We start from the raw sequence: 18,792 nt of genomic DNA, 5'->3' as shown, positions 1-18,792 counted from the left end.
CTGCGACCTCCACTCGCACCGTGAGAAGCACGGAAGCGATCCATAGGACACGCACAGGCCCGCGAGTCGACCCCCGACGGGGTGACTTCAGATCCGGGAGCCGATGTGCCTAGGGTGTCGCATGGCAGACGGGCAGCAGGATGGAGGCGCGCAGCGCGGCGGCGTCTCCCGCCGCACCGTCGTGGCGGTCTCGATCGGCGCGGGCGCGGCGCTGCTCGCAGCGGGAGCTGCGGGCGTCGCACCCCTGCTGACCGGTCGCGGCCTTCTCGCTCCGGCACGGACAGCCACGCCCTCGCCGACACCCACGCCGACGCGCCCCACGACGCTCACGGTCGCGCACCGCGGAGGCTCCAGGGACTGGCCCGAGATGTCGATGCTCGGGTACGCCAACTCCGCGAAGCTCGGCGCGCAGGCGCTCGAGATCTCGCTGGCCCGCACGAAGGACGCCGTCTGGTTCGGCCTCCACGACCAGACCCTCGATCGCACCTCCGGCACCGCGGGCTTCGTCGCCGCCGACCACACCTGGCAGGAGGTCGCGCAGTACCGGATCACGGCGGCCCAGACGACGAATCCCGCCCAGCCGCCGCAGCCCTACCTCCGCTTCGAGGAGCTCGTCGCCGCGTTCGCCGCGACGCACGTGATCTACGTCGATCCCAAGATCGTGCCCGCCCAGTACCACGCCGAGCTGTTCGCGATGATGTCGCGCGCGCCGTCCCCGGCCCGGGCGTTCGTCGCCAAGGGGTACTGCACGGCGACCGGATGGGCGCAGGAGGCCACGGCCCGCGGCTACCGCACCTGGGGCTACTACTACGCGGCCGATCTGGAGTCCGATCCGCACCTGCTGGAGACGACCCAGTCGCTCTGGACGACGCTCGGGCTCGACTACACCGCCGCGCCCGCAGTGTGGGAGCAGGTCAAGGCCTACCGCAAGCCCGTGCTCGCGCACGTGGTGCCGAATGCCGCCGCGGCGGAGTCGGCCCTTCAGCGCGGCGCCGACGGGATCGTGGCCTCCGGAGTGCGCGAGGTGCTCGCCGAGGCGCGCGGCTGAGCGCGGCCCGCAGCGTCGAGGGCGGTCAGCCGCGGCGGGAGGCCGTGACGGTGAACTTCGGATTGCGCGCGATCTGGCGGGTCGGGCCGACCGTGCGCTCCAGCGCCGCGCGGTAGCCGAGGTGCGAGTTCCAGACCGTCCACAGCTCGCCGCCCGGTGCGAGCACACGCGCGGCGTCGGCGAACATCCGGTGGGCGATGCCCGTGTGCACCGCGCCGCCGATGTGGAACGGCGGGTTGAGCACGATGAGGTCGGCCGACGCGTCCGGTTGTGCGGCCAGGCCGTCGTCGCGGACGACCTCCACCCGGTCGGCGACCCCGTTCGCCGCCGCGGTGGCTCGCGCCGACGCCACGGCCGCCGCCGACTGATCGGTCGCGATCACGCGCACGCCGGGCCGCCGGGTGGCGAGCGCGGCGGCGAGCACGCCGGTTCCGCAGCCGAGGTCGATCGCGGTCGCCGCCTCGGGCACCGCCCGGTCGAGCACCGACAGCAGGAGGCGCGTGCCGATGTCGACGTTCGCACCGGCGAACGCAGCGCCGTACGCGCAAACGAACAGGCCCGTCTCGGTGTCGAGTGCGCGCTCCGGCCAGTGGTCGAGCGCCGTGGCCGCGGCCGGGTGCGGCTCGCGCACGGTGAGCGCGCGGGCCTTCTGCCGGGCCAGCGAGACCTGGAGGTCGCCGAACACCTCCGCGAAGACGGCGTTCATCGCCGGCGTCATGTGCTTGACCATGCCGCCGGCGTACACGACGACCTCGGCATGCGCGTGCTCGGCGACGAGCGCGGCGATCTCGGCGAGCGCCTCCAGGCTGCGCGGCAGCCGCAGCAGCACGACGCGCGCGCCCGCGATGAGCTCGGCATCGAGGGGATGGTGCGCGAACGCGCCGTCGAGGCCGAGCGCCGCGGCATTGGCGTCGAGGGCCAGCTCGGCCGTCAGCGGATCCTGGTGCACCCGGATCCCGCGAGCGCCGCGCGCGGCCGCGGCCAGCGTGAGAGCGCCGTAAGAGTCGCCGATGACGACGAGCCCGCTCTGCAGCACATCGTCGCCGGCGATGTCGGCGAGAAGGCGGTCGGCGGCGTCGGACGCGAACAGGTTCGGCGCCTCGACATCGGGGCGTCGGCGCAGCTGCTCGTAGGGGAACACCACGACAGTCAATCAGACGGGGCACTGTGGTAGTTCTGAGGCGTGACCACCGCCGACGCGCACATCCTCGCCCCCGGCCTCGCGCCCACGCCGTTCACCGCGGCCGAGATCCGGGCCGGCTGCCCGGTCGGGCGCGTCTCGATCGTCCGGACGCCTGACGGACTCGGCTCGATCCGGTTCGCCTCCGACGACGAGGAGGGCGCGTGGATCGAGGAGACGGCGCTCGATGAGCGTGGTGAGGCCGCGGGACCGGTCGAGCGTGAACGGTCGACGTGGCTGGAGCTGCAGGAGCACGCGGCGTTCCCCGCGGAGAGCACGTCGATCGACCGCGCGGAGCTCAACGGCCCGCTCGGGACGCTGCCCTGCCTGCGGTACACGGTGAGGCGAGGCGAGGCTGTGCTGGTCTTCTGGTTCGCCGTCGACCTCCCGGGGATGCCGATCCGGGTCGAGCGCACGGAGGGCGGCGAGACTCGGACCACGCTCGAGGTGGTCGCCGTATCGGGGTTGCCCGGGCGCTGAGCCGCGCATGGGCTCGCTCTCAGCGGAAAGAGACGTCGCTCGCGCCGACGACTTCCGCGGTTCGACCGGGGGCCCGATGGTTTCCCCAGTAGAGGTTCGTGTGGGCGATCACCAGGTCGGGCGTCGGCGCACCCCACTCGCTGAGGTTCTCCGTGGTGTGCGCGTCGCCGACCAGCGTCACGTCATAGCCGCGGACGATGCCGCCGTGGATGGTCGAACGGATGCACTCGTCGGTCTGCGAGCCGGTCACCACGAGATGCCCGACCTCAGCTGCGGCCAGCACGTCCTCCAGCGACGTCTCTTCGAACGCGTCGGCGTAGTGCTTCGGCACGAGCGCTTCGCTGTCGTCGCGGGACAGCTCGGGGACGTACTCCCAGGCCTCGCTTCCGTACTCGACGTTGTCGTCGGAGTGCTGGATCCAGACCACGGGCACCCCTTCGGCCCGGGCCCGGTCGACCAGCCCGCGGATGTTCTCCACGACCTCGTCGCGGCGGTACGCGCCGCCGATCACCCCGTTCTGGACGTCGATCACGAGCAGGGCGGACCCCTCGCGGTTGTGCAGTGTCGTCATGCGCTCCCCCTTGTCTCTGCGTGGGAGGGTACTCGCTGCCGCCGACAGGGGGAACAGGAACGAATGGTCGGTTATTTGCCGTCGCCCTGAAGAAGACGCGACAAGGATGACCGAGCGGGTGATTGCCGAACTCGACGTCTTCATCGAGTCGAACGTCGAGTGCGCCACCGTGTACGACGTCGAAAAGGCCGTCGTAAACAGCCTCCCCGCGGGCGCCTGCTCTCGCACCTTCGCCAGCTCGTCGTGGGCACGAGGGCACTACCCGAACGATCGCGATGGTGCTGAGCAGCCGCTCACACCCCTCAGCCTGGGTACATGAACGACACCCCGAACCTCGCGACCCAGGCTGCCGCTAACCCCCGATCCCGCCTTGCGAACCCCGCCCTCGTCGACGAGCGCCGATTCAACAAGCACATCCTCAATGCACTCGTCTTCTTGGTGATCTGCCCAGTGGTCTCCATCGTTCTCGGCCACATCGCGTACTCTCAGATCACGAGGATCCCTCAGCGCGGCAAACGCCTCGCCATCACCGCCGTCACGCTCGGCTACATCTACTACGCCGTCGTCGCGGTCTTCATCACCGTCATGATCGTGACCGCCATCAACACCGGCAGCGTCGACAGCGTCCCCGACCAGAACACCGGCTACCGGTTCGACGGCTACGACTCCTGACCAGAAACCACAGCCGGCCGCGGAGGCGGTCTTGCCAACCGGGAGCGGAAACTGGTGCGCCCCCTCGACCGGAGCGATCACGGTCGAGGGGGCGGGCTCAGACGCCGGCGGGAGGCCGTCGCGGAATCACACGGTGAAGCGGATCGGCTCCCCCAGCGTCGCGACGGACGTTCCCACCTGCACGGCGTACTCGCCCGGCTCGGTGCGCCACGCGTGGTCGTCGACCGACCAGTACTGCAGCGATCGCGGCTCGAGCTCGATGGTCGCGACCGCGGCCTCCCCCGCCTCCGCGCGGATCAGCGCGTAGCCGGCCAGCCAGAGCACCGGGCGCTCGATGGGCGACTCCGAGACGCGCGACAGGTAGACCTGGACGACCTGCTTGCCCGCGCGTGCTCCGACATTGATGACCGGCACGCTCACGCTGCGGCCGTCGAGCGTCGCCTCGCCGAGCTCCCACTCGGTGTAGCCCAGGCCGTGGCCGAACGGGATGGCCGGCGCGGGGCCGCCGAGGGCGGCGCGGCGCAGCCACTCGCGGTAGCCGACGTTGAGCTTCTCGTCGTAGAAGAGCGCGCCGTCGATCGGCTCGACCTGCCAGACCGGCACGTCCTCCTCGTCGGCCGCCCAGGTGGTGGGGATGCGGCCGCCCGGCTCGCGCGCGCCCGAGAGCACGTCGGCGAGGGCGCCTCCGGTCTCCTGACCGGGGAACCACGTGAGCAGCACGGCGGGGGCGTCCTCCAGCCAGGGGAGGATGACCGGGCCGCCGGAGTTCACCACGACGACCGTCCGCGGGTTGGCGGCCAGCACGCGGCGCACCAGCTCGTCCTGCCCGGCGGGGAGGCGCAGGCCGGTGCGGTCGAAGCCCTCCGACTCGAGGGTCTCGGTGGTGCCGACGACGACCACGGCGACATCGGAGGCCGCGGCCAGCTCGACCGCACGCTCCAGCTCGGCCGAGGGGTCGGCGAAGGGCTCCTCGTAACCGAAGGTGAACATGACCGCGGAGAGCCCGGCCTGCTGCTGCGGCCGGTGCTCCAAGCGCAGCGAAACACTCTCGCCGGCCTTCAGCCGCACGGGGAACGACTGCTTCGGCGGGTTGAGGAACGCCATGAACGGGTCGGTGCCCTCGGGGAAGAACAGACCGTCGCTCTTCAGCTCGCCGTCCACCTCGAACCGGAACAGCCCGAGGCCGGCGAAGCCGACCGCGTACTCGCCGTCCTCCGGCGCGGTGAACTCGGTTGTGGCCTCCACCACGGCGGTGTCGCCGAGCACGGGGTCGCCCAGCCAGACCAGCTTGCCGGAGGTGCGGTGCTCGTCGAGCAGCACGTCACCCGCCTCGCTGAAGAACCGCACGTGCAGCCCCGGCTCGCCGGTGACGGGGTCGGTGGCGACGCGGCCGTCGATCGGGAGGACCGACTCCGACGACTTGACGCCCGCCGCGTACCGCACGCGGTCGGCGCCGAAGGTCTCCGTGAGGCCCTCGAACGGCGTGACGACGTGGTCGGGGAAGACCGTCGCCGAGCCGCCGCCCTGCGTGCGCGCGATGCGGGCGTGCTCGCCCACCACCGCGACGCTCGGGCGGTTGGACGCGTCGAAGGGCAGCACGCCGCCCTCGTTGCGCACGAGCACCATCCCGTCGGCGGCGGCCTCCCGCAGCAGAGCGTCGATGTCCTCCTGCGGCCACGGCTGCGCGAGCGGGGCCGCGGCCTCCACGCCCTCGAGCGCGCCGAGGCGGCCGGCGAGACGGAGGATGCGACGCACCTTCTCGTCGATGGAGGCCTCGTCGACCTCGCCCGAGCGCACCGCCGCCACGAGTGCGGCGCCCCAGACGCCCTCCGGGCCGGGCATCGCCAGATCCTGCGCGGCACGGCCGGCGGCGACGGTGTCGCGCACGCCCATCCAGTCGGAGACGACGACGCCGTCGAAGCCCCACTCCTCTTTCAGGGGGGAGTGCAGCAGGTCGTTCTCGGTCATCGTGACGCCGTTGACGGAGTTGTACGACGACATCACCAGCCACGCGCCGCCCTCGACGACCATGCGCTCGAACGGGGCGAGGTAGACCTCGCGCAGGGTGCGCTCGTCCACGTGGACGTCCACGGTCATGCGGTCGGTCTCGCTGTCGTTCGCCACGTAGTGCTTGGGCGTGGCGCCGACGCCGCAGGACTGCACGCCCTTCACGAAGGCCGTGCCGACGACGCCCGAGAGCCACGGGTCCTCGCTGTAGGCCTCGAAGTGGCGGCCTCCGCGCGGCGAGCGCTGGATGTTGACGGTCGGGCCGAGCGCGACGCCGACGCCCTTGCGGCGGGCCTCGGCAGCGATGAGCCGGCCGAGACGGTGCACCCGCTCGACGTCCCACGAGGCGGCGAGGGAGGTCGGCGACGGCAGGCTCGCGGACGAGTCGCGCTCGTCCCACAGCTGCCCGCGGATGCCGGCCGGCCCGTCGGAGACCACGATGGTCTCCAGGCCGATCTGCGGTTCGTCGTGCAGCGTCCAGAAGGACGCGCCGGTGAGGAGGCGCACCTTCTGCTCCAGCGAGAGCGAGCCGAGCAGGCCGTCGAGGAACTCGTCCGCGACGTCGGTGGCGGTGGTGATGTCGGTCATGCGGTTGGTTCTCCTAGCGGACGGACTTGATCGGGAGGACCGCGAAGGCGCCGAGGAGGGCGATCACGATGCCGATCGGGAACAGGGCGGCGTACCCGCCCAGGCTGAGGATGACGAGGCTGGCGATTCCGGGGGCGAGCGTCTGCGGCAGCGTTGCCGCGATGTTGAGCACGCCGAGGTCTTTGGCGAAGTCGTCCTTCGACGGCAGCACCTCGCTCATCAGCGCCGTGTCGACCGCCTGGAACGCGCCGAAGCCGAGCCCGGAGACGAACGCGAACAGCATCATCCCGACCAGCGACGGGAGGACGAGCGGGAACACCATCGAGACCGCCATCACGGAACCGGCGACGATGACGACGACCTTGCGGCGTCCGAGCTTGTCGGAGAGCGGGCCTCCGATGAGCGTCGTGATGATGGTGCCGGCCATGCTGATCAGGCTGAGCAGGGGCACGAACGCACCGGCCTTCGCCCCGAGCCCGACGTAGTCGCGGAGGATGAAGAGCTGGTAGCCGGTGACCATGAAGTAGCCCGCGTAGAGCAGGAGGCGCCCGGTGAAGCCCCAGAAGAAGTCCGGGTGCTTGACCGGGTTCACCCAGAACGTGCGGAGGAAGGCGCCCAGACTGAACGGCGGCTTCGGCTCGCCCTTGTTCGAGCGATCGGGGTTGAACACCACGAACAGCACGAGGATGATCAGCGCGACACCGGCGAAGACGAGGTAGCCGGTCGCAACGTTAGCGAGGAACATGGCGCCGACGATGCTGCCGCCCAGTGCGCCGACCATGAGCCCGAGACCCGAGAGCGACGAGAACGTGCCGCGGGCTCCGCTCGGGACGCGGTCGGGCAGGATCGCTGAGAGCGGGCCCTGCGCGAAGTTGTAGCAGACCTGCACCATGACCCAGGCGATGCCCACCTGGAGGATGCCGTTCGAGGCACCCATGAACACCAGCGAGAGACCGCCGAGGAGGCCGCCGGCGACCATCCACGGGGCGCGGCGCCCGAAGCGGCTGCGGGTGCGGTCGGAGACCAGGCCGGCGAGCGGCTGGGCGACCATGGCCGCGAAGGCGCCGATGGTGGCGATCAGACCGAACGCACCGACGCTGGCCTTCTCGCCGACGATGTTCGTGATCTGCGTCGGCAAGAGGAGGCCGGGGACCGCACCCCAGATGCCGAAGACGGCGATGTTCGCCAGCATCATCCAGAGCATCAGCTTGAGGAGCTTGCCGCGCACCTTGACCTTCTGCGGGCTCTGGGCCGACACCGCGGAGGTGGGCGCTGCCGAGAACACCGAGTCGGCGGTGGTGAGGGTCGAGCCGAGCGCCACGCTGTCGGGCGCACCGGACAGGTTCGGGGGGAGGGTGGGCTGCACCGGGCGGGGGGCTTCGGGGAAGTCATCAGACGGCGATGTCACGGGGGATGTCCTTTCAGAGCAGGCGACGTTGCGTGCTAACACGCGTAACCATACGGGACGCGATGGACGAATACAAGCCATCACTCGGTTTTGCTGACACGTGTAAGCAGATGCATGGCCGAGACCTAGACTGAAGCCACCATGTTCACGCCGCAGGTCGTCAAAGCACCGACGAGCGCCGATGTCGCCCTCGCAGCCGGCGTCTCGCGCGCGACCGTCTCGTTCGTGCTCAACGACAAGCCGAACTCGCGCGTCTCCGACGACACCCGGCACCGCGTGCTCGAAGCAGCCCGCCTCCTCGGCTACACCCCCAACACCGCGGCGCGGTCGCTCGCGAGCGGGGAGGCCGTGGCCGGTCTGCTGCTCGCCGCCTCCACCTCCGACCACGGCGCGACGGTCGAGCGCACGTTCGACGCGCTGCTCGGCCGCACGGTCGACGACGGCACCGACGCGCTGCGCCATGCCGACACCGCGGCGACGGGCGCGGAGGCCGGCCAGCTCTGGGCGAAGCTGCGGCCGGAGGCCGTGCTCGCCGAGGCCGAGCGGTGCGACGAGGCGGCGACCGAGGTGCTGCGCCTCTCGGGCGTGCGCGCCCTCATCGTGCACGGCACCGAAGCGGTGGAGTACGCCCCATCGCTCGTCATCCCGCAGCGCCCCTTCGGGAGCATCGCGATCGAGCACCTGGCCGCGCTCGGGCACCGGCACATCGTCTATCTGACGCCCGCCCAGCCCGGCCCGGCGGCCACCGACCGGCTCGCCGGCGCCCGGGAGGCCGCCGAGCGGCTCCGCGTCCGTCTCGACGTCACCCACGCCGCCGCCTCCGCACGCACCCTGCGCGACTGGGCGCACGGGCTCCGCTACGACCCCGTCGCACCGACCGCGGTCGCTGCCGCCGACGACGGGCTGGCGATGGCCGCTATCCGCGCGCTCGCCGACGCGGGCCTCCGAGTGCCGGCCGACCTCTCCGTGGTGGGCGCCGACGACCATCCGGCCGGTGCGGACTTCGTGCCCCGCCTCAGCACCGTCACCTTCGACGCCGAGGCGCTCGCGACCGACCTCCTCGAGGCGTACACGCGGATGCGTGCGGGCGAGCGGGTCGAGCGGCTGCAGGCGCCCGCGGTGCGACTGGTCCCGCGGGAGTCCTCCGCGGCCGCGTCGTCCGCACCCCCGGTTTCGGGGGTGCCCGGCGGCGGCAGGGGGTAGACCCGCCGGTTAGGGTGGAAGGTGTGGGGACTCTCGCCTGGCTCACACTCGCTCTCGGCCTGCTTGCCGCCTATCCGGCCTCGCGATTCGCCGTGCGCGCGTGGCGGTTCGGTGCCGGGCCGACGGTCCGCGCTGTACTGATCGGCCAGGTCGCGGGCCTGGCCTTCATTCTGCTCTGGTCCCTCTTCGCTCCGCGCCCCGATCTGGGTGGCATCGGCTGGTTCGCGATCGCGCTCGCGTCCCTCGCCCTCCCGCTCGCACTCGGCGACATGCTGCAGTCGCGCGGCGGCGTGCGCACCGTCGCGCTCGCGCTCACCGTCGTGACGGGTCTCGTCGGCATCGTGGCCGCCGGGCTCACCGTGCAGCCGACGCTCGCGACGGCCACCATCGCCGGAAGGACCGTGCCGCTCACGGCCGACAACCTCGCGAACGGCGCACAGCTGACCGTGCGGATCCCGCCTACCGCCTCCGGGTTCTCCGCCCGAGACGCCCACCTGTTCGTTCCCTCCGGCTGGCTGCGCGATCCCGCGAGCACGCGCCCGGTGGTCGAGATGATGATGGGCCAGCCGGGACGGCCTACCCTGGGCGCGACGCTCGACGCCCTCCACAGCCTCGGCGCCGAGCGCCTGGACGACGCGCCCTTCGTGCTCGTCGTCGACCAGCTCGGCGCGATCGACAAGAACCCGCCGTGCAGCGACACGAACGGGGGAAAGCTCGACACCTACCTGTCGAAGGACGTGCCCGACTGGATCCGCGCCAACCTGCCCGCCAGCGGCGACCGGCAGGACTGGGTGATCGCCGGCTACTCCCACGGCGGCGAATGCGCGGCCTACCTGGGCGCGAAGCATCCCGGCACCTGGGGGAACGTCGTCGACATCTCCGGCCCGGACAAGCCGGGCGAACACCGCCCGGTCTACACGCGCGACACGTACTACGGCGGCAGCCAAGCCGCGTTCGAGGCCACCTGGCCCGCGCACATCCTGGCCACGACGAAGTACTCCGAGCCGATGACGGGCATATTCGTCGCCGGCGAACTGGACACGCACTTCCGACCGCAGGTGGAGGCCACGGCCACCGCCGCCGAGAACGCCGGCTGGAAGGTCACCTACTGGGCGGTTCCCCACTCGACGCACACGGAGGCGCTCGAGCCGGGCCTCGCGACCGCCTACAACCAGCTCATCCCGCGGTGGCTCGCCACGGGCGCGATCCCGTCGACCGACCGGTTCATCTGCGCGCCCGACCAGAACGCGCGCGCGTGCGGCCTCACCCAGGCGGCGGCCGTCGCCGGAACGGTGACCATCGTCGATCTCAGCGCGCTGGCCGTCTTCCTGGGGACGCAGCTGCTCCTGTTCTTCACCCGCCGCCGCACGATCGCCGCCTCCGACGCCGAGTAGCAGCGCGAGAAACTACGGCGTTAAGCCGTCACGGCCTCCCGCGCCGCGGTGAACGCATCGACGCACCGATGGATCCCCTCGTCGGTGTGCGCCGCCGACAGCTGCACCCGGATGCGCGCCTTGCCGCGGGGCACCACCGGGAACGAGAACGCGGTGACGTAGACGCCGTGCTTCTGCATCTCGTCGGCGATACGGGCGGTGAGAGCGGCGTCCCCGAACATCACCGGCACGATGGGGTGCTCGCCGGGCAGGAGGTCGAAGCCGGCCTCCGTCATCAGCTCGCGGAACAGCACCGCGTTGCCCAGGAGTTGCGCACGCAGCTGGTCGGACTGCTCGAGCAGGTCGAGCGCGGCCAGCGTGCCAGCGACGATCGACGGCGCGAGTGTGTTCGAGAACAGGTAGGGCCGTGCGCGCTGACGCAGGAGATCGACGATCTCCTGCCGCGACGACACGTAGCCTCCCGACGCCCCGCCGAGGGCCTTGCCGAAGGTGCCGGTGTAGATGTCGACGCGGTCGGCCACGCCGCAGAACTCGGGGGTGCCGCGGCCGTGCTCGCCGACGAAGCCGACGGCGTGCGAGTCGTCGACGAACACCAGGGCCCCGAACTCGTCGGCCAGGTCGCAGATCTCGCGCAGCGGGGCGATGTAGCCGTCCATCGAGAACACGCCGTCGGTGACGATCACCGTGAACCGGGCGCCGGCCTCCTTCGCCGCGGTCAGCTGCGCGCGGAGGTCGTCGATGTCGCGGTTCTTGTACCGGTAGCGCTGCGCCTTCGACAGCCGGATGCCGTCGATGATCGACGCGTGGTTGAGCTCGTCGGAGACGATCGCGTCCTCCGCCGAGAAGAGGGTCTCGAAGACTCCGCCGTTCGCGTCGAAGCACGAGGAGAACAGGATGGTGGCCTCGGTGCCGAGGAACGCGGACACCCGGCGCTCCAGCTCGAGGTGCTGCTCCTGCGTTCCGCAGATGAACCGCACGCTCGCCATCCCGTAGCCCCAGTCGTCGAGCGCGGTCTTCGCCGCGTCGCGGAGGGCGGGGTGGTCGGCCAGGCCGAGGTAGTTGTTGGCGCAGAAGTTGAGCACCTCGGCGCCGTCGGCCGTGATCAGTGCGGCCTGCGGACCGTGGATGCTGCGCTCGCGCTTGGTGAGCCCGGCCTCCTCGATCTCCGTCAGCTGCGCTGCGAGATGCTCGCGAAACGTTCCGTACATCAGAGCTCCGTCCAGTCGAGGATGACCTTGCCGCCGCCGCCCGATGCCGCAGCGCTGAACCCCTTCTCCCAGTCGCGGGCGGGGAAACGGTCGGACACGATCGAGGCGATGGAGTCGTGCAGCGGCTTGGAGGTCTGCAGCATGGCTCCCATCGCGTTCCAGGTCTCGAACATCTCGCGCCCGTAGATGCCCTTGAGCGTGAGCATGTGGGTGACGACGATGCCCCAGTCGACCCCGAACTTCTGGGAGGGCAGCCCGAGCATCGCGATGCGGCCGCCGTGGTTCATGTTCTCGATCATCGAGGGCAGCGCCGTCGGGGCCCCGCTCATCTCGAACCCGACGTCGAAGCCTTCGCGCATGCCGAGCGCCCGCTGGGCCTCCCGGATGTCGTGCTTCGAGACGTCGACGGTGAAGTCGGCACCCATGCCCTTCGCCAGCTCGAGGCGCTGGGCGCTCACATCGGTGCCGACGATGAAGCGGGCGCCGACGTGGCGGGCGACGGCGATCGCCATCAGCCCGATCGGGCCGCAGCCGGTGACGAGCACGTCCTCGCCGACCACCGGGAAGGCGAGAGCGGTGTGCACGGCGTTGCCGAGCGGGTCGAACAGCGCGCCGACCTCCGGCTCGACGCCGACGTGGTGCACCCAGACGTTCGTCGCGGGCAGTACGAGGTATTCGGCGAACGCGCCGTCCCGCTGCACGCCGACGCCCTTCGTGCGGATGCACATCTGGCGGCGGCCGGCGCGGCAGTTGCGGCAGGTGCCGCAGACGATGTGACCCTCGCCGGAGACCTTGTCGCCGACCTCCACGTCGTGCACGAGATCGCCGACCTCCACGACCTCGCCGTAGAACTCGTGGCCGGGGACCAGCGGTGCGGCGACAGCGGACGCCGCCCAGTCGTCCCAGCGCAGGATGTGCAGATCGGTTCCGCAGATGCCGGTGCGGAGCACCCGGATCTTGACGTCCTCCGGGCCGATCTGCGGCTCCGGGACGTCGACCAGGGTCAGCCCGGGGCCGGCCTCGCTCTTGTACAGGGCTCTCATGTTCGCCATCCTCGTGGGGTCGTGCGGTGTGCGTCGTCGCAGGGCCTCCCTCGCCTTGTGAGCAGGAGGCCGCCAACCAGCCTACTTCGTGCCCGCGTCGTATTTCGTGCCGGCAGGAAGACGACTTTCACCGGTGCCGGATGGTCAGTATGCTCTGCGCCATGACGGGCGAACTGGTCACCGGAGGCGCGCCTCCTGCGGACGGCGGCCGACCGTGGACGGACGCCGACAGCGCCCTCTGGCACACGGTGCGCCTCCTCGCCACGGTGGAGAGCGGCGTCGTGCCCGACGAAGGGATCCGCACACTCTTCCCGCTGCACGACGGGGAGGTCGCGATCGCGCAAGGCACCTACACCCTCGACTCCATGCGCGCGGTCGGCGACGGCAGCTACCAGCGATCGGGGTCGTTCGTGTTCGGCACAGGTGCCCTCGGACTCGCGCTCACCGCGGGGACTCTCGCCGCCAACGCCTCCCAGAACAATGCGGCCCGCGCGCAGGCCGCCGCCGACGCGCAAGTGGTCTGGCGGCCGGACCACGCCGGGCTGCTCACCGTCACGAACCTCGGCTTCTGGATCGTCACCAACACCGGCACCTTCTGGTGGGACTGGGCGTCCGTCGATCTGATGCAGGTGGTCGCCTTCAACACGGTCGTGCTGCAGGGCCGCTCGGAACACGGCCCGGTCACCTGGCGCATCTTCTCGTACTGGTCGGAGCTGCTGTTCGTGCTGTGGGCGCGGGCACGGCATCCCGGTCATCCGCAGCTCGCCGGCCGGGCATGGCTGCCGGAGCGGTGGGAGGCGTGGGCGGCCGCCGTCGGCCACCCGCTGCCGATCGCGCCCGCTGTCTGACGGGCGAGACCGCGCGCTAGAGTGCGGTCATGAAGCGCGCACTCATCGTGATCGACGTCCAGAACGAGTACGTCACGGGCAACCTGAAGATCTGCCACCCCGACCTGATGACGTCCATCCCGAACATCGAGGTCGCGATGGACGCCGCGGCCGACCACGGCGTCAAACTCGTGCTGGTGCAGCACATCGAAGACGAGGGCTCTCCGGTGTTCGCACGCGGCTCGGACGGCGCCGCCCTGCACTCGTCGGTCGCGGACCGCACGCCCGACCTGCTGCTGACGAAGCAGGGCGTCTCGTCGTTCGCGGGAACCGAGCTGGAGCAGTGGCTGCGCTCCGAGGAGATCGACACGGTCACCATCGCCGGCTACATGACGCAGCACTGCTGCGCGGGCACCGCTCGCGACGCGGCGGCGCTCGGTTTCACGGTCGAGTTCCTGTCCGACGCGACCGGGACGCTCGACCTGGTCAACCCGGCGGGCTCGATCTCGGCGGACGCCCTCCACATCAGCGTGCTCGTCACGATGGACTCCGAGTTCGCCGCGGTCGCGACGACCGAGGAGTGGACGCTCGCGGTGGAGGCCGGCGACACCCTCCCGGTGTCGAACCTCTGGGACAGCACCGGCCACGCCCGCGTGCCGGGCAAGCACGAGGAACTGCACAAGCTGATGCGGGAGGTCCGCGCGGGCATCGACCGCGATATCGCGGCGGAGGAGGCGCACGAGTTCGCCAACACGCTGTATGTGGGGCAGGGAGCTTCGACCTCGTTGTGAGGCGGGATCCGAACAGCCGCTCCTGAACACCTCCACACCTCCAGCCCCTCCCAGCTGAGAGCCCGCTCCACGGCGTCCCCCGCCCGGTGAACGCCGCGTGAAGGCTGGGCGAGCAGTGGGTCGTGCGGATGGTGGCGGGCCCGCGAGGCCGCCAGGATCGACGAGGTTGAACGCCCCCGTTCGGGGGCGGCCTCTCGAAAGGATGCTGATGGCCCCCATGAGAAGGACCACCGGATCGCGGTTCCTCGGCGCGAGCGCCGCCATCGTCGGCGGCGCTCTGCTCGTCGGCGTGACCGCCGCGCCCTCCCTCGCCGATGACGGCCACGACGGGCAGGGCGGCGACCGTGACGGTCGCACCGCGGTGAAGCACGTTCTGCTGCTGTCGGTGGACGGCCTCCACCAGAAGGACCTCGACTGGTACGTGCGCACCCACCCGGGCTCCGCGATGGCCTCCCTCGCCGCACACGGCACCGACTACACGCGCGCCTCCACCCCGGTGCCGTCCGACTCGTTCCCCGGGATGGTCGCTCAGGTCACCGGCGGCAACCCGGGCACGACCGGCGTGTACTACGACGACACCTACAACCACGCGCTGCTCCCGGCCGGGACCACGAACTGCGTCGGCGCGAAGCCCGGTGCGGAGGTCGCCTTCACCGAGGCCGCGGACAAGAACCAGTCCAGCATCGACGCCGGACAGGGGCTCTCCGGCCTCCCCGGCAGCATCCTCTCGATGACCGGGACGCCCGCCACACTGCTCGACCCGGCCCAGCTCCCGGTCGACCCGGCCACCTGCAAGCCGGTATACCCGCACCAGTTCATCAAGGTGAACACCGTGTTCGAGGTCGCCAAGAAGGCCGGCCTCCGCACCGCGTGGAGCGACAAGCACCCGGCCTACGAAATCCTCGACGGCCCGTCGGGTACCGGCGTGGACGACCTCTTCACGCCGGAGATCAACAGCAACGCTGCCGCGCCGTTCACGGGCGACTGGACGCAGGACAACCTCTCCACGCAGCAGTACGACGGCTACAAGGTGAAGGCCGTGCTCAACGAGATCGACGGCAAGGACCACTCCGGCACGACCGCCGAGCAGGTGCCCGGCATCTTCGGCATGAACTTCCAGACGGTCTCCACCGCCCAGAAGCTGCCGACCTCGGACGGGCTCACGGGAGGCTACCTCGCGGACGGCTCGACGCCCGGTCCGCTGCTGAGCAAGGCGCTCGACTACGTCGACGCCTCGCTGGGAGCGTTCACCTCCGAGCTGAAGAAGACCGGCCACGCGGGTGACACGACGATCATCCTGTCGGCCAAGCACGGCCAGTCCCCGACCGACCCGGCCGCCCTCAAGCGCGTGGACGACGGCCCCATCATCGCCGGCCTCGACGCCGCGTGGACCGCCGCCCACCCGGGCTCCGGCGACCTGGTCGCGTTCTCGACGGACGACGACATCATGCAGCTGTGGCTGAACGACCACACCCAGGCGGCCGCCGACTTCGCCAAGCAGTACCTGGCGACCCACACCGCGGCGGGCAACACCGTCTCCAAGGCGCCGATCACGGTGCAGGCGTCGGGTCTGACGACGATCTACGCCGGGGCCGGAGTCGCCACGTACTTCGGAACGGCGGCCACCGACCCGCGCATCCCGGACGTCCTGGGCATCGCGCAGACCGGCGTCGTCTACACGGGCGGCACCTCGAAGATCGCGGAGCACGGCGGCGCGAGCGCCGACGACCGCAACGTCCCGATCCTGGTCTCGGCCCCCGGCGCGAAGCACGCGCAGCGGATCGGTGCCCCGGTCGAGACGACGCAGATCGCCCCCACCATCCTGAGCCAGCTCGGGATCGACCCGCGCGCCCTCCAGGCCGTGAAGATCGAGGGGACGAAGGCCCTCCCGGCTTCGCAGCGGTAATCCCAACGGCGGAGGGGCACGTTTTTCGTCACTTTTCGGGTGTGGAAACGTGACGACGACGTGCCCCTCAGCGTTTCGCCGCTTGCCGAGGTGCTGCTCATCAGTCGCGCCCCCGGAGCGGAGCGGGAGCTCCAGATACACCGAGGCCGAGCCGACCTGGTGCGAGCGGTCGCTGACCTCGGGCTCACGCGCGCGCTAAGCCCGCCACAGCCTCCAGCCGGGTGCGACGCTGAATCTCTTTCGCCAGCTGCTTCTCGCGCTTCTTCTGGCGATGACGCTGGCGTTGCATCGAGCTCACGGTTCTCGCTCTAATCCACCCGCCGATCGTCCACCCGGCGGCGCGACCCGGATTCGCGCGTCGGCCCGTCCAGAGGGCGCTGACCATCACGAGTGAAGCGGGAACAGCCATGACGACCGTGAGGGCGGGCTCCCCCCAGAGACAGAGCGTGGAAGCCATGACTCCTGTAACAGCGACGAGCGCGGTGATTGCCAGCATCATGACGGCGATGTACAGCTTCGAAGCGAGAGTCGACGCCGGCGAAAGCTGCTGCACCCGCATATTTGACACTGCTCCCCCGGCGCCACCGCATACCACAACCCAAAACAGCCCCCCCGACGATCACGATGACCTTTTCGACGGACGACGCCTGGCTCACGGCTCCGACAAGCACGATCGCGCCGATCACCATCACAATCGCCATCGCGACGGCGACGACGACCCAGCGAGGTTCCCGGTTCTTAGCCTCCTCTGGAGTCCAAGCTTCCACTTGCCGGCGCAGCCTACTGATCTCGCGCTTCGTGTTCTTCCGCTGCACCTTGAGCGGGATCCGGGGCGTGATCCGGCCGACTTCGACGCATGTGATGAGAATGACGAGCAGGGCCAGCAGCACGGGCAGCGTGCCCGCCGACAAACTGGTCTGCTTGGACTGCGCCACCACCGCACCAGTGGCCGCCCAAACTGTCGCGGCGGCGACCAGCGCCAAACCGGCCTGACGGAGTGCAAGTTCGCGACGCTCTTGCCGCGAGAGGGCCGTGCCGAGCCGTGTCCACACTCCGAACGCGACGAGCGCGCCGAAGACGAGCGGGAGGAGCCAGCCGAATTCCCGTGAAACCGAGACGTATCGCAGGAGCATCCAGTCGGAGAAGGCGGACGCCGCGGGCCAAAAGGGCCCCTGTACATCGAATAGCATCCCGAAGAAGTACATCGGGACTAAAGCTACGAATGTGGCAAAGGCCAGGAAAAACCCGCGCGATGATCGAGCCTCCCATTCGTCGGTCGGAAAGCGATCGAATCGGTGTTGCTTATTCTTCATGCTCACATTCTTGTTGGGCCTCCGACACTTAGCCGTCTCGCAGCGATGTGTTCCTGTTGCTGATATGTTTGAGGACAGTTGCACGAGCATCTGTGCCGTGTCCAACGCGGTGACGAGGGGACAGATGTCAGCGGGGAGAGTCGTTTCGAGCACGGTCGGTGCCGATGCGGCGGTGCATGAGTTGGTGGGTATCGACACTTCCGGGTATGCGGATCAGCAGGTGACGTTCGGGTTCGCCGGTGGCATCTCGGGGATGGACGCGGGGCGTGATGCACTTCCGGGTATGCGGATCAGCAGGTGACGTTCGGGTTCGCCGGTGGCATCTCGGGGATGGACGCGGGGCGTGATGTCGCGAACGAGATGTTCCAGACCATCAGCCGGTTCTGTGCTGCGGTGTTGGGGCAGGCGAATAAGTTCCCGGAGCTTGCGGGCAGTATCGAGAGGCGTGATGTTGCGGATGCCGAACGGTGGGCGAGCGGTTCCATGCGGTGGGGCGGGACCGGGAGTCGTCCCTCGGGGAGCGCATGCAGGCCGGTGACAGTAGCGTGCAGCACGAACTGGAGGCACGTCGCGACCTGCTGGTGGGGCGGGACCGGGAGTCGTCCCTCGGGGAGCGCATGCAGGCCGGTGACAGTAGCGTGCAGCACGAACTGGAGGCACGTCGCGACCTGCTGGTGAAGGTTGACCGGTACGTCGAAGTAACGTCGGAGGAGCTTGAGCAGACGCGTTCGCGAGTCCGGCAGTCGTTTGACGATGAGTTAGAGCTGCTCGCCAAGGAGAGGAACGCACTGCCGTGGGAATAAGGTTCAGCGCCCGGCAGTCGTTTGACGATGAGTTAGAGCTGCTCGCCAAGGAGAGGAACGCACTGCCGTGGGAATAAGGTTCAGCGCCGCCGATTCGAGCAATCTCATCACCGCGATGCGCAACAACGTCACTTCTGCGAACCTGGTCATCGGCCGTCTGGACGCGGGGTCGCAGCATCTGATCGCCCAACTGGATGCGGGTGTGCTTCAGGGGGCCGCGTTCACGGCCGGGCAGGGCTTGTTCACGGAGCTGATCCTGCCGGGGATCGCGAAACTCCGTGAAGCCGTAAGTGATATTCAGGCCGAGCTGGCGTCGTACGAACACGCGCACTCCGTGCTCGCCCAGTACG

At 70.1% G+C, this 18,792-nt stretch carries 18 protein-coding genes; 11 read left to right on the top strand and 7 right to left on the bottom strand.

Annotated features, from left to right (window positions below):
* Positions 1–121: 121 nt before the first annotated feature.
* Complete coding sequence (locus ASF88_RS00100) at positions 122–1,048, top strand: glycerophosphodiester phosphodiesterase (RefSeq protein WP_055912576.1); 927 nt, start codon at positions 122–124, stop codon at positions 1,046–1,048.
* 25 nt (positions 1,049–1,073) lie between these two features.
* Here the strand turns inward: ASF88_RS00100 and ASF88_RS00095 are convergent, their stop codons facing one another.
* The gene (locus ASF88_RS00095) at positions 1,074–2,192 is read right to left on the bottom strand and encodes a class I SAM-dependent methyltransferase (RefSeq protein ID WP_200935204.1); all 1,119 of its coding nucleotides are present in this window, start codon (positions 2,190–2,192) and stop codon (positions 1,074–1,076) included.
* Between the two features lie 39 nt (positions 2,193–2,231).
* Here ASF88_RS00095 and ASF88_RS00090 point away from each other — a divergent pair, with 39 nt between their 5' ends.
* Positions 2,232–2,708, top strand: coding sequence for a hypothetical protein (locus ASF88_RS00090; RefSeq protein ID WP_055912570.1), 477 nt, complete (start codon positions 2,232–2,234; stop codon positions 2,706–2,708).
* Positions 2,709–2,727: 19 nt separating this feature from the next.
* Here the strand turns inward: ASF88_RS00090 and ASF88_RS00085 are convergent, their stop codons facing one another.
* On the bottom strand, positions 2,728–3,279 hold the full coding sequence (locus ASF88_RS00085; RefSeq protein ID WP_055912567.1) for an isochorismatase family protein: 552 nt from the start codon (positions 3,277–3,279) through the stop codon (positions 2,728–2,730).
* Positions 3,280–3,385: 106 nt separating this feature from the next.
* Here ASF88_RS00085 and ASF88_RS00080 point away from each other — a divergent pair, with 106 nt between their 5' ends.
* Complete coding sequence (locus tag ASF88_RS00080; RefSeq protein WP_055912564.1) at positions 3,386–3,598, top strand: hypothetical protein; 213 nt, start codon at positions 3,386–3,388, stop codon at positions 3,596–3,598.
* Positions 3,595–3,951, top strand: a complete 357-nt coding sequence (locus tag ASF88_RS00075; protein ID WP_055912561.1) for a DUF4190 domain-containing protein — start codon at positions 3,595–3,597, stop codon at positions 3,949–3,951. Before ASF88_RS00080 ends, ASF88_RS00075 begins: the two co-directional genes overlap by 4 nt.
* 126 nt (positions 3,952–4,077) lie before the next feature.
* On the opposite strand, the gene ASF88_RS00070 is transcribed toward ASF88_RS00075, so the two are convergent.
* Both ASF88_RS00070 and ASF88_RS00065 read right to left on the bottom strand, forming a co-directional pair.
* The gene (locus ASF88_RS00070; RefSeq protein ID WP_055912559.1) at positions 4,078–6,546 is read right to left on the bottom strand and encodes a beta-glucosidase H; all 2,469 of its coding nucleotides are present in this window, start codon (positions 6,544–6,546) and stop codon (positions 4,078–4,080) included.
* A gap of 13 nt (positions 6,547–6,559) precedes the next feature.
* A complete protein-coding gene (locus tag ASF88_RS00065; RefSeq protein ID WP_235493207.1) occupies positions 6,560–7,954 on the bottom strand; it encodes an MFS transporter in 1,395 nt (464 codons plus the stop codon).
* A 141-nt stretch (positions 7,955–8,095) separates the two neighbouring features.
* On the opposite strand from ASF88_RS00065, the gene ASF88_RS00060 reads away from it, so the two are divergent.
* Together ASF88_RS00060 and ASF88_RS00055 are read left to right on the top strand one after the other, a co-directional pair.
* Positions 8,096–9,157 (top strand): LacI family DNA-binding transcriptional regulator, encoded by a 1,062-nt coding sequence (locus ASF88_RS00060; RefSeq protein ID WP_055912556.1) that lies wholly within the window; start codon positions 8,096–8,098, stop codon positions 9,155–9,157.
* 23 nt (positions 9,158–9,180) lie between these two features.
* On the top strand, positions 9,181–10,551 hold the full coding sequence (locus ASF88_RS00055) for an alpha/beta hydrolase (RefSeq protein ID WP_055912553.1): 1,371 nt from the start codon (positions 9,181–9,183) through the stop codon (positions 10,549–10,551).
* 20 nt (positions 10,552–10,571) lie between these two features.
* On the opposite strand, the gene ASF88_RS00050 is transcribed toward ASF88_RS00055, so the two are convergent.
* Positions 10,572–11,759 carry a glycine C-acetyltransferase gene (locus ASF88_RS00050; protein WP_055912550.1) on the bottom strand — a complete coding sequence of 396 codons (1,188 nt, stop codon included), beginning with the start codon at positions 11,757–11,759 and terminating at the stop codon, positions 10,572–10,574.
* Positions 11,759–12,802 (bottom strand): L-threonine 3-dehydrogenase, encoded by a 1,044-nt coding sequence (tdh, locus tag ASF88_RS00045; RefSeq protein WP_055916497.1) that lies wholly within the window; start codon positions 12,800–12,802, stop codon positions 11,759–11,761. Before tdh ends, ASF88_RS00050 begins: the two co-directional genes overlap by 1 nt.
* 161 nt (positions 12,803–12,963) lie before the next feature.
* On the opposite strand from tdh, the gene ASF88_RS00040 reads away from it, so the two are divergent.
* The 3 genes from ASF88_RS00040 (at position 12,964) to ASF88_RS00030 (ending at position 16,326) form a co-directional block, all read left to right on the top strand.
* Entirely contained in the window at positions 12,964–13,650 is a 687-nt protein-coding gene (locus ASF88_RS00040) for a hypothetical protein (protein ID WP_157498123.1), read from the top strand.
* A gap of 29 nt (positions 13,651–13,679) precedes the next feature.
* On the top strand, positions 13,680–14,420 hold the full coding sequence (locus ASF88_RS00035; RefSeq protein WP_055912543.1) for a cysteine hydrolase family protein: 741 nt from the start codon (positions 13,680–13,682) through the stop codon (positions 14,418–14,420).
* A 217-nt stretch (positions 14,421–14,637) separates the two neighbouring features.
* Positions 14,638–16,326 (top strand): alkaline phosphatase family protein, encoded by a 1,689-nt coding sequence (locus tag ASF88_RS00030; RefSeq protein WP_082518641.1) that lies wholly within the window; start codon positions 14,638–14,640, stop codon positions 16,324–16,326.
* A gap of 308 nt (positions 16,327–16,634) precedes the next feature.
* Here the strand turns inward: ASF88_RS00030 and ASF88_RS20225 are convergent, their stop codons facing one another.
* Complete coding sequence (locus ASF88_RS20225) at positions 16,635–17,639, bottom strand: hypothetical protein (RefSeq protein ID WP_157498121.1); 1,005 nt, start codon at positions 17,637–17,639, stop codon at positions 16,635–16,637.
* A gap of 467 nt (positions 17,640–18,106) precedes the next feature.
* Between ASF88_RS20225 and ASF88_RS00010 the strand changes: the two genes are divergently transcribed.
* Positions 18,107–18,442: a hypothetical protein gene (locus ASF88_RS00010; RefSeq protein WP_055912533.1), complete on the top strand. Its 336-nt coding sequence runs from the start codon at positions 18,107–18,109 to the stop codon at positions 18,440–18,442.
* A 115-nt stretch (positions 18,443–18,557) separates the two neighbouring features.
* Positions 18,558–18,792 (top strand): hypothetical protein (locus ASF88_RS00005; RefSeq protein WP_200935203.1); only part of this gene is annotated, 235 nt, incomplete at its 3' end.

It is taken from the genome of Leifsonia sp. Leaf336 (assembly GCF_001423695.1).
Taxonomy (GTDB): domain Bacteria; phylum Actinomycetota; class Actinomycetes; order Actinomycetales; family Microbacteriaceae; genus Leifsonia.
Note: the sequence above shows the minus strand (reverse complement) of the source record. Positions and strands in the feature narration are given on the sequence as shown.

Coding starts and splice junctions, on each gene's coding strand:
- ASF88_RS00100 (WP_055912576.1), top strand. CDS start 122: ATGGCAGACGGGCAGCAGGATGGAGGCGCGCAGCGCGGCGGCGTCTCC.
- ASF88_RS00085 (WP_055912567.1), bottom strand. CDS start 3,279: ATGACGACACTGCACAACCGCGAGGGGTCCGCCCTGCTCGTGATCGAC.
- ASF88_RS00080 (WP_055912564.1), top strand. CDS start 3,386: ATGACCGAGCGGGTGATTGCCGAACTCGACGTCTTCATCGAGTCGAAC.
- ASF88_RS00075 (WP_055912561.1), top strand. CDS start 3,595: ATGAACGACACCCCGAACCTCGCGACCCAGGCTGCCGCTAACCCCCGA.
- ASF88_RS00070 (WP_055912559.1), bottom strand. CDS start 6,546: ATGACCGACATCACCACCGCCACCGACGTCGCGGACGAGTTCCTCGAC.
- ASF88_RS00060 (WP_055912556.1), top strand. CDS start 8,096: ATGTTCACGCCGCAGGTCGTCAAAGCACCGACGAGCGCCGATGTCGCC.
- ASF88_RS00050 (WP_055912550.1), bottom strand. CDS start 11,759: ATGTACGGAACGTTTCGCGAGCATCTCGCAGCGCAGCTGACGGAGATC.
- tdh (WP_055916497.1), bottom strand. CDS start 12,802: ATGAGAGCCCTGTACAAGAGCGAGGCCGGCCCCGGGCTGACCCTGGTC.
- ASF88_RS00040 (WP_157498123.1), top strand. CDS start 12,964: ATGACGGGCGAACTGGTCACCGGAGGCGCGCCTCCTGCGGACGGCGGC.
- ASF88_RS00035 (WP_055912543.1), top strand. CDS start 13,680: ATGAAGCGCGCACTCATCGTGATCGACGTCCAGAACGAGTACGTCACG.
- ASF88_RS00030 (WP_082518641.1), top strand. CDS start 14,638: ATGAGAAGGACCACCGGATCGCGGTTCCTCGGCGCGAGCGCCGCCATC.
- ASF88_RS20225 (WP_157498121.1), bottom strand. CDS start 17,639: ATGAAGAATAAGCAACACCGATTCGATCGCTTTCCGACCGACGAATGG.